Here is a 12,393-nt window from a genome sequence, read left to right as displayed (position 1 = left end):
AGTAGCCGCCGGACCATGGAACAGACCATGGTCCGGCGGCTTTTCTCGTGGAGGCCCCTCTGCCGGTGCCGCCAATCTTTGACGAATCTTGGATATTCGTTGGCCCCGTCTTTCCGGCTTTGCCCTTAGAGTGGACCCATGAAAACGGGAGCGGCCCTGGTGCTGTCCGTTGCAGGAATACTCGCAGCGGGCTCGGCCGCACTCGCCGTCAATACACAGGTGCTCAGCGTCCCGCCCACCGGCACCGGCAATGCCAACGTCGTCCTGCTGCCGAATGGTCCTGTGCCATCGGCTCCTGCCGCTACTGCAGGGCCGAAGACCACGCCCCAGGCAACAGACACGGCTGCCGGCACGCACAAGGTGGCCGCCCCTGCGAAATCCAGCCCCGCAAAGCCGGGCCCCGCGGCATCCGGTGCCGCGGCAGCAAACGCAGCGAAACCGAACCCGGCAAAGTCTGCCGCGGCCACCGCGCCCGGAAATACCGGCGGTTCCGCGGCCGCACCATCGTCATCCGGCCCCGGTGGCGGGACCGACGGCGGAGCGGTGACCGTCCAGCCTGTCCCCGTTCCGGTCAGCGCGGTCCCCGTTGAACCGGGGGACGACAAGGGCGGCTTGCGGAAGGCGCCGGAGCCGGGCGACGACAGCGGCGGCCACGGCGCCGACGACTGAACGGAATCCGCGAGGGCAATCTTGGACAAGTCTTGGATTTCCCCTGCACCTATCCTCGACAGCGAATTCCTACTGTGGAGGCATGAAGACACGAGCAGCCCTCGCACTATCCGTAGCCGGCATTCTCCTCACCGGCGGTGCCGCCTTCGCCACCACCCAGTCGCTGGGCAACACCGGCCCGGGTACCAGTGACGACGCCAGGAGCGTCCCCGTAACGGACGACTCTGCCACCAGAACCCCGGCCCCCGCCGTCAGCCCCGCCACGGCAACCGCGAAGGCCAGTGATGACACGCAAGCCGACGACAGGAACGCATCAGCGGCCAAGAAGGCGTCCAAGCCTGCTGAACCGGGCGACGACAAGGGTGGTCCCCGGACCACCGCCGAGCCCGGCGATGACAAGGGCGGAACCGTGGCGGCGCCGGCCGGGAATTTCGTCGGCAGCGGTTCCCTCTCCGTGGAACCGGGTGATGACAAGGGCGGCCTTAGGACCATTCCGGAGCCCGGCGATGACAACGGCGGTCTCCGTTCAGACCAGGCCTCCCGGGTGGCGGAACCCGGTGATGACCACGGCGGGCAGCGGACAACGCCCGAGCCCGGCGACGACAAGGGCGGGGACCATAAGGGCACCGAGCCCGGCGACGACAGCAGCGGCAGCGGCGGCCACGGCAGCGACGACTGAGAAACGGGACTACCGACCGACAGCTCAAAGGGTCCTCCTGCACCTTGGTGTCCGTGAGGACCCTGCGCGTGCCGACGACGGGCGGCAGCCCGGGCCGGGACGGCGCTTAGGATGAAGACGTGGAGCGGATCAACGACCCGGGGAACGGCACGGCCACCCGGTACGCCGACGTCGTGGTCATCGGTGCAGGGCAGGCCGGCCTCTCCGCCGCTTTCCACCTGGCCCGCCGCGGTTTCACGCCCGCCCCGGCCGCAGAACGGCCGGGGGATCCGGCGGCAGCCGGTCCAGGGCCGACTTACGCGGTGCTGGACGCGGAGGACGGGCCGGGCGGAGCCTAGCGGCACCGCTGGAAGAGCCTGCTTATGGCCACAGTCAACGGCATCAGCGACCTTCCCGGAGTACCGCAGCCGGACGTCGACCCGGCGGAGCCGAGTTCCGCCTTCCTCAGCCGCTACTTCGCCGCCTACGAACAGCAGGTCGGCCTCGGCGTCGAGCGGCCCGTCAAGGTGCTCGCCGTCGAACGCGAAGACGCTGATCCGGGCGGGCGGCTAAGGATCACCACGTCCGACGGCGGTTGGTCGGCGCGGGCGGTCATCAACGCCACCGGAACCTGGACGAGGCCGTTCTGGCCGATCTACCCGGGCCAGTTCACGTTCGGCGGCCGCCAGCTGCATGTGGCCGATTATGTGTCCGCCGAGGAGTTCCGGGGCCTGCACGTCATCGTTGTGGGCGGCGGGATTTCCGCCGTCGGACTCCTGGACGAAATATCAACGGTCACCTCGACAAGCTGGTTCACGCGCCGCGAGCCCGTGTGGCGGGACGGGTTCGACCGTCAGGCCGGGCACGACGCCGTCGCACTCGTGGAAGACCGGGTACGGCAGGGTCTGCCGCCGCCGAGCGTCGTGGCTGCCACCGGGCTCATCTGGACTCCGGCCCTCCGGGCGGCAGCTGCGCGCGGCGTGCTGGACCGGCGGCCGATGTTCACCGCGATAGAACCCGGCGGCGTCCGGCTGGCCGACGGCGGGTTCCTCGCGGCGGACGTGATCCTGTGGGCCACCGGTTTCCGCGCCGAGCTGGAGCACCTGGCACCGCTGCACCTGCGGGGACCAGGCGGCGGGATTGCCATGGAAGGAACGCAAGTGGCGGCGGAACCCCGGGTGCACCTGGTGGGCTACGGCCCGTCGTCGTCCACCATCGGTGCGAACCGCGCCGGCAGGGCCGCGGTGACGGAAATCCTCAAACTCCTGGCGGCCCCCGCAGCGGCGGCGGATCCACGGTAGATTTGCACAGGTGAATTTTGCACTGGTGGATCTGCGCCCGCGCAACAAGCTAGGAAGAGGCGGCGGCAACACGTGACAGAAAACGGTCTTGGGCAGGTCCTGGGCTCGCTTCGAAGGCACCCGGACGTCGAGGCCGCCAACCTTCAGGCCTGGGACGCCACCGACTCCCTCCTGCTGGACGCCGCTTCGGGTCTGCTCACCCCGGACAGCACCGTTGCCGTCATCGGGGACAACTACGGGGCGCTCACGCTCGGGCTGCTGGCCGGCGGTCCCGGCCCGGTGCCGGCCGAGGTCAGGGTCCACCAGGACCTGGTGACGGGGGAGCGGGCGCTGCGCAACAATGCGGCGGCCCTGGGAGTCGCGGCAGGATTCACCCAGCTGCCGCTCGGCACCGAACTGCTGTCCGGCGCGGACCTGGTCCTGCTGCAGCTTCCCAGGACGCTCGCTGAACTGGAAGAGATTTCCGACGCCGTTGCCCGGTACGCGCCCGCCGGCGCTGTTTTGCTTGCCGGCGGCCGGGTCAAGCACATGTCCCTCGGCATGAACGCAGTGCTGGGAAAGTACTTCGCCAAGGTTCAGCCGCAGCTGGCCCGGCAAAAATCACGGCTTCTCATTGCCTCGGACCTGCTGCGTGCGGAGGGAACTCCGCCCTATCCCGTGACGGACCACAACGCCGAACTCGATCTGGACATCTGCGCGCACGGGGCCGTTTTCGCGGGCACCCGCCTGGACATTGGAACCCGTTTCCTGCTGACGTTCCTGCCGGAGATCCCTGCCGTCGCGAGGGCCGTGGACCTGGGTTGCGGGACCGGGATCCTGGCAGCCATGTATGCCCGACGGAACCCCGGAGCCGAGGTCCTGGCCACCGACCGGTCTGCGGCCGCAGTGGCGTCGGCTGGAGCGACTGCCCGGGCCAACGGCCTGGCCGGCATCACGGCCGTCCAGGATGACGCAATGAGCACCCTGCCCGCCGGAAGTGCGGACCTGATCCTCCTCAACCCGCCGTTCCACCTCGGCTCCAGTGTCCATGCCGGAGCGGGGCTGAAGCTGTTCGAGGCAGCGGGCCGGGTGCTGGCGCCCGGAGGCCAGCTCTGGACGGTTTACAACAGCCATCTGCGCTATGGGCCGGCCCTGGAGCGGCTGGTCGGGCCCACCACGGTGAAGGGCCGGAACCCCAAATTCACGGTGGCCGCCAGCGTCAGGCGGGCCGCCGGTTGAGCGCCGGCGGCCGTCGTCGAACCGCCCCGGGCCGCCCGGCGCGTGGGCGTACCCGTTACCCGGGGCGTAACGTACGATTCAGACATTGATAGTGGCCAACAGCAGATGATAGGGGAATCCTTGACCGAGATCCGCCAGCCCTCACCGAGGCGCGGAACCAACCTGCCCCGGATGGGCGACTTCAACCTGACTGTCATCCTTGACGCCATCCGCCGTGCCGCCGGAGGGCTCAGCCGCGTGGAACTGGCCCAAATCGTGGGCCTGTCCCCGCAAACCATTTCGAACATCTCCCGGCGGCTGCTGGACCAGAATCTCATCGTTGAGGCCGGCAAAGAGGGCAGCGGACCCGGCAAGCCCCGGACCATCCTGCGCCTGAATCCCGCCGGCATGTACGCGGTGGGTGTGCACCTGGACCCTGCTGTGGCCACGTTCGTCGTCCTGGATCTGCTGGGCGCAGTGGTCCAGCATTCGAGCCTGAAAACGCCGGACAGCTCCCGGCCCGAGGCAGTCATTACCGCCATCGCCACCGAAATCGACAATCTGATCGAGGCCTCGGGCGTGGACCGGGCCAAGATTGCAGGACTGGGCGTGGCGGCGCCAGGCCCCATCGACCACGACAACGGACGGGTGGTGGAGCCGCCGCTCCTTGATGGCTGGGACAGTGTGCCGCTCCGGGATGCGCTGGCCGAGGCAACGGGCCTGTCCGTTCTTATGGACAAGGACGTCACCAGCGCGGCGGTCGCCGAAACCTGGGCCGGCGGGGCCAGCGGCGCCGGCAGCTTTGTTTTCATGTACATGGGCACCGGCATCGGCTGCGGCATCGTCCTCAACGACGAGGTTGTCCGCGGCACATCGGGCAACGCCGGCGAGATCGGCCACATCATCGTTGATCCGGACGGAGCCCCCTGCGACTGCGGGCTGCGCGGCTGCGTCAAGTCCACCTGCATTCCGCAGGTCCTGGTCGCGCAAGCCCAGGCAGCCGGCATCCTGGATGAGCCCGGCACCGCCACCAGCGGTTCTGCCGTCCAGGAACGGTTCGCCATGCTGTGTGAAGCCGCCGACGCCGGCAACAGCCAAGCGGCCGCCATCATCGACAAGTCAGCCGAACTGGTGGCCAGGGCGGCGTCAGCGGTGGCCAACACCCTGGACGTGGACCGGGTGGTGTTCGGCGGCCCCTTCTGGCCTCTGCTGTCCGGACGCTACCTGGAGAAGATCCCCGGCCTGATCCAGCAAAGCAGCGACACCGGCAACATCCACGCCGTCGAGGTGGTGGGCACAGGTGTGGGGGAGGACGTGGGAGCCGTGGGTGCCGCCTGTTTGGTCCTCGAGCACACCCTTGCGCCCCGGGCCCAGCGGCTGCTCCTGGAGGGCTGAGGCCATCTGAGGGCTAAGCCTGCTTGAGGGTTGGGCTTCAGTCGATGTCTTCGACGATCGTCCCGTAGGGAATCGTGTCGTCGAGGTGTGCCTGGTGTCCCCGCGGAACAAAGAGCACACGGACGCCATGCAGCTGGTCCGCTGCCGACTGGAGAAGGACCGGACGGACCATGTCAACGAAGCTCGGGTCCTTGCCGACGAGATATTCCTCGTAGCTGGCTGGTAGCTGGATCATGGCATCAGAATAGACCTGTTCATGCGCCAAAGGGAGGTGCCCGGAGCGTCCGCTCCGGGCACCTTTCCGTTATTGGACGACCGCAGTGACTAGTAGCCGGGCTGAGCCGTTGGGCTGTCGGTGCTGGCCGGGCTGCTGGCAGGCGCAGACGTTTCCGTGGCAACCTCAGCCTGGTCTGTCTTGGCGTAGACGTTCTTGCTGACCTGGTAGGCATGCGTGTCCAGCTTGAGGGCCTCCTGGTTGACCTCCTTCAGCTTGGCATCGGTGAGCTGCTCGATCTTGGTGAGGTCCAGCGTCTCCTGGTCGGCGCCACCCACAGCGGTCACCTTCACCAGGCCCGTTCCGGCCGAGTAGAACTTCCGCTGGTGGCCCACCGCGGGCTCCAGCGGGTTCCGTTCGTCAATCACCAGCACGTCGTCATAGCAACCGGTGGCGACGCACACATGGTCGTTCAGTTTGAAGACCTGGCCGCAATCCAGGAAATCGACGTTGGGCGCGTGGGCCTGGACGTAACTGGGCGTGCTGGTCTGGGGGTCCGCCTGCATGGCGATGCCGGCCTGGGCCTCGTCCAGGCTATGGATGAAGGTGGACGGAGCGCCGGTGAACTTCCCGTTTTCGTATTCCTCGGGGTATTCACCGAAGAGCCAGACGGTGCCGCTGTTGGTCTGGGCGAAGAATGCCAGTTCGGATTCCACGAGCTCACCATCGGCGTAGTCCCGGTCCCACATGACCTGGGTCTTAACGCCGTCGATCACCTTGGTCAGTCCCGTCACCGTGTGCACCACAGTGCGTTTTTTGGTTTCCTCGGCACTCTTGACGTCGCCCGTGGTGGTGTACTGCATGCCCGGCTTCAGCGGGAACCACTTGTTGTCCACGTTGGGGGAAGACTGGAACTGGGAGGCGTCGAAGTTGATCGCGGAACCCGGGCCGCACAACTCATCCGCGCCGGCCGTACCCGTCGTGCCGGGGGCGGTGGCCGCGGGGGCGGTGGCCGCAGGGCCGGTTGAAGTTGCCGGGGCCGACGTCGCTGTCGGTGCGGCGGAACCGGAGGTTGCCTGCGGGGCGGCATTTTGTTGCGGGGCGCATGATGTCACGGTGGTCAGCGCCAGAAGGAACACAAGGGCGGAGCCCGGCCCGCACGGTGATTTGTGAAGCGCTGGTTTGTGAAGCGGGGGTTTATGAACCTGGGACATCTCGGTGGCCTTTCGCCGTGGGGATTTCTGGCTTCCAGCAACTCCACCGCGCCGTCAGTGCCGTGCCCGGCCCGCAGCAGAACGCTGGCGAACCGCGCCCTGCCAGTGGGCGAATCCCGGGATGTGCGGTTCTCAGGACGGTGCGACGCAGGCCAATCGACGGGCGCGGATTATGTTCGCTCGGGATGATTCACCGAGCAGGAACCAGGAGAAGCATCCAGCCTCCTCAACCTGAGACCTTGCCGAATCCGATACGACGTGACAAAAGAATGGACTAATTTCTGCGGTTTGAAAAGGGGCAGGCCGGGCCGGCCACCGGCGGTCATTGCACCCCGAACTCCCTTTCGGCGAAGATAATTCTGAACGGGCTATCCAATCGGGCGTAAAGTGGCGTCTTAATTCGGCGTCAACTTGAAGGCGTCCCCGGGCGGCTTCTAGAGTTCTATATAAGTTACCGAGGTAACGTGTCAGCGATCCTCCGCTGCGGTGAGCCGCCTGCCGGCCGCCAAGGAGGGTGTGGGTGCCCCCATGTGGGCCTGACATTTGCTCACGGTGGACTTCTTTACAGGCGTAACAGTCGCGGCTGCGCCCTGCCGAAGTCCGTCCCGTGTTCCCCAAACTCAATTCATTGACCGCATGCTGCACGGGCTTTCCGCCACGGCAGCGCAGCCTTCAATGGCCCAAAGCCAAGGACGCAAATGTCACCACCAAGCCTTATAGACACGCACCCAAATCTCTCCGACACCGCACCGGTGGCGCTCTCCTATGAGCTGTTTCCGCCGCGTTCGCCTGCCGCCGCCGAGACCCTGTGGACCACCATCCGGGAACTGGAAGCCACCGACCCCGACTACGTGTCGGTCACATACGGTGCCAGCGGCTCCAACCGGGACACCGCCGTCGAACTCATCAACCGCCTGGTGCTGGAGTCCACCCTCCGCCCGCTTGCACACCTGACGTGTGTTGGCAACACGCCGACGGAGCTCGCGGAAATCATCGGTGAACTGCTTGACGCCGGCGTCCGCGGCATCCTCGCCCTCCGCGGCGATCTGCCCAAGGACAGCGGTGAACCGGTCAGCGGGTCGCTGCGCTACGCCCAGGACCTGATTGAGCTCATCCGCCGGGTGGAGCAGCGGCGCTCGGCCCTGCTGTGCGCCGGAAAGGTTGCCGTTGGTGTGGCGGCCTACCCGACGCGGCACCCGGAATCACCCAGCGAGGCCCACGACGTCGAGGTGCTGCTCGCCAAGCAGCGGTCCGGTGCCGACTTCGCGATCACCCAGGTGTTCTTCCACACGGACCAGTATGCGGACCTCCTCACCAGGGCCCGCCGGGCCGGCGTCACCATCCCGATCATCCCCGGCGTCATGCCGCTTACCAGCCTGCGGAGGCTCAAGCGCCTCGGCGAGCTGACCGGCGTCGAACCCGCACCCGAGCTCATCGAGCGGTTGGCGGCGGCGGATACCGATGCCGAACGACTCCAAATCGGCGTCAGGGCAACGGTGGACCTGGCCAACGCGGCCCTGGACGCCGGAGCACCTGGACTCCACATCTACACGTTCAACGAGCACCAGAGCGCCTTGGAGGTGCTGGACAAGATGTCGCTTGGCCGGCCGGCCCGCTCGTCCAGCCGCCTGACCGCGCTCGCCCGGCGCCAGCTCGCGAGCTGACCCGCATTCCTCCCCTAGACGTTCACAATTTTTTCCAACGATTGAAGGAAATTTCACATGACTGAACAGACTTCCGTGCAGAGCACGCCCTTCCCGTCCGCGTCGATCCTCGGCTACCCCCGCATCGGCCGCCGCCGGGAACTGAAGAAGGCCGTGGAAGCGTACTGGGCCGGCAAGATTGACGCCGCTGCCCTCGACACCGCAGCCAAGGAAATCCAGCTGGGCACCGCCAAGCGCCTGCAGGGCCTGGGCCTCACCGAAGTTGCTGCGGTTCCGGGCACGTTCTCCTTCTACGACCAGGTGCTCGACGCCGCCGCCCACGTCGGCGCCGTTCCGGCCCGCTTCGGCAACCTCCTCAACGCTGAGGGACAGCTGGACATCGACGGCTACTTCACCCTGGCCCGCGGCAACAAGGAACAGCAGCCGCTGGAAATGACCAAGTGGTTTGACACCAACTACCACTACCTCGTGCCGGAAATCGGACCGGAGACCAACTTCGCGCTCACGTCCAACCGCATTGTTGAAGAGTTCGAATACGCCCTCGCCAACGGTGTGGAGACCCGTCCGTACATCGTTGGACCGGTCACCTTCCTGCTGCTGAGCAAGGCTTCCGACGACGCCCCGGCCGGCTTCAGCCCGCTCTCCCGCCTCGAGGATGTCCTGCCGGTCTACACCGCGCTGCTCGAGAAGCTGGCAGCTGCCGGCGCCAGCTGGGTCCAGCTGGACGAGCCCGCCCTGGTTGTGGACCAGGACACCCCGGAACAGGAAATCCAGGCCGCCGTTGCCCGGGCCTACGAGGTCCTCACGGCTGCAGCCACCCGCCCGCAGCTGTTCGTCTCCACGCCGTACGGTGCTCTGAACGGCCAGCTCGGCACCCTCGCGGCCACCAACATCGACGCCCTGCACATCGACGTCTTCAAGGGCGAGGTTCCCTCCGCTGCAGCACTGGCTGCACTGGGCACCAAGACCCTCGTTGCCGGCGTCGTCGACGGCCACAACATCTGGCGCAACGACCTGCAGGCCTCTGCCAACAAGATCGCCGAGCTGCAGAAGAGCGTCGCAAAGCTGGCCATCAGCACCTCCACCTCCACCCAGCACGTCCCGCACGACGTCGAGGAAGAGGTCCAGCTGTCCGAGCAGCTCCGCAGCTGGCTGGCCTTCGCCGACCAGAAGGCCGTTGAGGTTGTTACCCTCGCCGGCCTCCTGACCGACGCCGCCGCCGTGCAGCCGGCCATCGACGAGGCCACCCGCGTCATCGCCTCCCGCGCCGCAGCCGAAGGCGTCCAGCGCGCCGACGTCCGTGCCCGCACCGCAGCCCTGACCCCGGCCGACTTCAACCGCTCCGAGTACGCGGTCCGCGAAGCTGCCCAGGAAGAGGCCCTGCACCTGCCGCCGCTGCCCACCACCACCATCGGCTCCTTCCCGCAGACCTCCGAAATCCGTTCGGCCCGCGCCCGCAACAACAAGGGCGACCTGACCGACGAGCAGTACGAGCAGCTCATGAAGGACGAGATCAAGCGCGTCGTCGACCTGCAGGAAGAGCTCGGCTACGACGTCCTGGTGCACGGCGAGCCTGAGCGCAACGACATGGTCCAGTACTTCGCCGAGAACCTCGAAGGCTTCGACGTCACGGTCCACGGCTGGGTCCAGTCCTACGGCTCACGCTGCACGCGTCCGTCCATCCTGTGGGGCGACGTCACCCGCAGCGCCCCCATCACCGTGAAGTGGGCCGAGTACGCACAGTCCCTCACGAACAAGCCCATGAAGGGCATGCTGACCGGTCCGGTCACCATCCTGGCCTGGTCCTTCGTCCGCGATGACCAGCCGCTGGGCGAGACCGCCAACCAGGTGGGCCTGGCGCTGCGCGACGAGATCGCCGACCTTGAAGCCGCCGGCATCAAGATCATCCAGGTTGACGAGCCTGCCCTGCGCGAACTGCTCCCGCTGCGCAAGGCCGACCAGTCCGCTTACCTGGACTGGTCCGTCAACTCCTTCCGCCTGGCCACCGCCGGTGCAGCCGACGCCACGCAGATCCACACGCACCTGTGCTACTCCGAGTTCGGCGTGATCATCGACGCGATCGACGGCCTGGACGCCGACGTGACCTCGATCGAAGCCGCCCGCTCCCGCATGGAGGTTGTCCACGACCTCGAGTCCCACGGCTTCGGCCGCGGCGTCGGACCCGGCGTTTACGACATCCACTCGCCGCGCGTCCCGGGTGAGCAGGAAGTCACCGAACTGCTGAGCACCGCCGTGAAGCACGTTCCGTCCCGCCAGCTCTGGGTCAACCCGGACTGCGGCCTGAAGACCCGCGGCTACGCTGAGACCGAAGCGTCCCTGCGCAACCTGGTCACGGCCACCAAGACGGTCCGCGCCGAACTGCTGGAAGCAGCCAAGTAGTAGCAGCCTAGTAACAGCACCGCACAAAAGTACGACGGCGGCCGGTCACCTCAGGTGACGGGCCGCCGTCGGGCTTTAACAATCCATTGATCCCCACCGGCACCCTCGCCTCGCAAGCTCGGCCAGGAAACCCTGCCGGCGTGGGCCCTACGCCGTTTTCAGCGGTCAAAAGGGCCGTTGTGGAGCAACCGATTCAGGATTCCCAGAGGATCTCGTCGTCGACAACGCCGTCCTCGTCGGCGGAGGCCACCAGGACCTCGTCCGTGAAGTGCTCGCCCAGGGTGAAGTCCAGAACAAAGTAGCGTTCGGGCTGGCCGGGGTAGATTCCCACGTGGCCGAGTTTCAGGGCCTTGAGGAACACCGCATTGGTGAGTTGGCTCTTGTCCTTGACGCCGAAGATTTTCTGCAGGTGCTCGTCCTTGATGGCGTTGCAGTGGAAGCGGAGGTACTCCTGCGGGCTGGTGCCTTCCTGCTCGAGCTCCTCGGCAATCATTTCCCTGACCTCGTCCACGAGCTCGGGAAGGTACCGGAGGCGGTAGTCCACCTTATGCATGGCCGCTTCGTCGAAGTGGTCATGGGCGTTAATGTTCAGGTCGAGCTCAAGGCGTTGACCGGCCAGCTCGTGCTCCGCGGCAACGTTATGGTCCCTGCCGTGGTTCAGCTCGATTACTCCGAAGTGCTGGCTCGCTACCTTGGTGGTCATATCTTCAACATAGACCCGAAAAGCAGAGCATTCCAGCTTCGGGGCTCATTTAACTGAGTGCCCCAGGGCGCCCATCGTTTCCGCCAGCAGGTCCACGAACAGCTGCACCCGGGCCGTCTTCTTGTCATTGATGAGCAGTGCGAAGACGTTGCGGGCCAGCCGGATCTCCGGCACGTCCAGCACCACGACGCCGGCCGGCCGGTGGAGCAGCGCAAGTTCCGGCACCAGCGCTGCCCCCAGACCGGCGGCGGCCATTTCGAGGCTGGCGTGGAAGTCGTCGCTGTAGGCCACCACGCGGGGGTGCAGGTTGCAGCCGGCGAAGAGCCGCTCAATGACGGTGGCATCGCTCGTACCGGGATGGTGCATGATCCACGGCATGTCCGACAGATGGTCCGCAGCCACCTTCGCGTCGGTGCGGAATCCCCACCCGGCCGGCAGGACCACGCGGAAGTTGTCGTCGCCGATCCACTGCCGGTTGATGGTATGCGGCCAGGCGAGCCCGGACTGCCCCACCTGGTACACGAGCGCCACATCGGTGTCGCCGCCGGTGCGCAGCCCCTGGATGGTCTGGGCCGGTTCCGCCACGGAAACCTTTAGGTCGATGCCCAGGCTCTTCCATGCGGGACTGCGCAGGATCCGCGGCAGGACGTAGGTGGCAAGGCTCGGGAAGATACCCAGCCGGAGCTCCTGCGTGGTGGTGTCCTGCGTTTTAGAGGCTGCGGCCATCAGCGCCTCGATGTCGGTGAGGACTTTGGCCGCGTGGCGCGCCATCACCATCGCCGCGTCGGTGGGAACCACGCTTCGGGCGGAGCGCTGGAACAGGCGGACGCCGGTGTCCCGCTCCAGGGCTGACATCTGCTGGGACACCGCCGAGGCGGTGTAGCCAAGCCGGGTCGCCGCGGCAGCGAAGGAACCCAGCCGCGTCACCTCAAGGAGTGTCCTTAAATGCACGGGGTTGACCACCAGCCAACCTTACTG

The 12,393-nt window shown here is 66.8% G+C and carries 10 protein-coding genes and 1 pseudogene; 7 read left to right on the top strand and 4 right to left on the bottom strand.

Annotation, left to right across the window (positions count from 1 at the left end; genetic code table 11):
• Positions 1 to 138: 138 nt before the first annotated feature.
• From ABRP34_RS04525 to ABRP34_RS04505, 5 genes and pseudogenes are all read left to right on the top strand, one after another.
• The gene (locus ABRP34_RS04525) at positions 139 to 669 is read left to right on the top strand and encodes a hypothetical protein (RefSeq protein WP_353712419.1); all 531 of its coding nucleotides are present in this window, start codon (positions 139 to 141) and stop codon (positions 667 to 669) included.
• A gap of 82 nt (positions 670 to 751) precedes the next feature.
• Positions 752 to 1,348, top strand: a complete 597-nt coding sequence (locus ABRP34_RS04520) for a hypothetical protein (protein ID WP_353712418.1) — start codon at positions 752 to 754, stop codon at positions 1,346 to 1,348.
• A 119-nt stretch (positions 1,349 to 1,467) separates the two neighbouring features.
• A pseudogene (locus ABRP34_RS04515) lies at positions 1,468 to 2,628 on the top strand (FAD-dependent oxidoreductase).
• 72 nt (positions 2,629 to 2,700) lie between these two features.
• On the top strand, positions 2,701 to 3,846 hold the full coding sequence (locus ABRP34_RS04510) for a methyltransferase (RefSeq protein ID WP_353712417.1): 1,146 nt from the start codon (positions 2,701 to 2,703) through the stop codon (positions 3,844 to 3,846).
• A 120-nt stretch (positions 3,847 to 3,966) separates the two neighbouring features.
• On the top strand, positions 3,967 to 5,220 hold the full coding sequence (locus ABRP34_RS04505) for an ROK family protein (protein ID WP_353712416.1): 1,254 nt from the start codon (positions 3,967 to 3,969) through the stop codon (positions 5,218 to 5,220).
• 37 nt (positions 5,221 to 5,257) lie between these two features.
• Here the strand turns inward: ABRP34_RS04505 and ABRP34_RS04500 are convergent, their stop codons facing one another.
• Positions 5,258 to 5,455 carry a hypothetical protein gene (locus ABRP34_RS04500; protein WP_003800990.1) on the bottom strand — a complete coding sequence of 66 codons (198 nt, stop codon included), beginning with the start codon at positions 5,453 to 5,455 and terminating at the stop codon, positions 5,258 to 5,260.
• 89 nt (positions 5,456 to 5,544) lie between these two features.
• Positions 5,545 to 6,549 carry a hypothetical protein gene (locus ABRP34_RS04495; protein ID WP_353712415.1) on the bottom strand — a complete coding sequence of 335 codons (1,005 nt, stop codon included), beginning with the start codon at positions 6,547 to 6,549 and terminating at the stop codon, positions 5,545 to 5,547.
• Positions 6,550 to 7,346: 797 nt separating this feature from the next.
• Between ABRP34_RS04495 and ABRP34_RS04490 the strand changes: the two genes are divergently transcribed.
• Together ABRP34_RS04490 and metE are read left to right on the top strand one after the other, a co-directional pair.
• Positions 7,347 to 8,312, top strand: coding sequence for a methylenetetrahydrofolate reductase (locus tag ABRP34_RS04490; RefSeq protein WP_353712414.1), 966 nt, complete (start codon positions 7,347 to 7,349; stop codon positions 8,310 to 8,312).
• A gap of 57 nt (positions 8,313 to 8,369) precedes the next feature.
• The gene (metE, locus tag ABRP34_RS04485; RefSeq protein WP_353712413.1) at positions 8,370 to 10,712 is read left to right on the top strand and encodes a 5-methyltetrahydropteroyltriglutamate--homocysteine S-methyltransferase; all 2,343 of its coding nucleotides are present in this window, start codon (positions 8,370 to 8,372) and stop codon (positions 10,710 to 10,712) included.
• Between the two features lie 193 nt (positions 10,713 to 10,905).
• On the opposite strand, the gene ABRP34_RS04480 is transcribed toward metE, so the two are convergent.
• Positions 10,906 to 11,415, bottom strand: a complete 510-nt coding sequence (locus ABRP34_RS04480) for a DUF2004 domain-containing protein (RefSeq protein ID WP_353712412.1) — start codon at positions 11,413 to 11,415, stop codon at positions 10,906 to 10,908.
• Between the two features lie 45 nt (positions 11,416 to 11,460).
• Positions 11,461 to 12,378 (bottom strand): LysR family transcriptional regulator, encoded by a 918-nt coding sequence (locus tag ABRP34_RS04475; RefSeq protein WP_003801000.1) that lies wholly within the window; start codon positions 12,376 to 12,378, stop codon positions 11,461 to 11,463.
• Positions 12,379 to 12,393 lie beyond the last annotated feature (15 nt).

It is taken from the genome of Arthrobacter sp. K5 (genome assembly GCF_040448525.1).
GTDB classification, from domain to species: domain Bacteria; phylum Actinomycetota; class Actinomycetes; order Actinomycetales; family Micrococcaceae; genus Arthrobacter; species Arthrobacter globiformis.
This window is presented reverse-complemented; position numbering and strand designations above follow the sequence as displayed.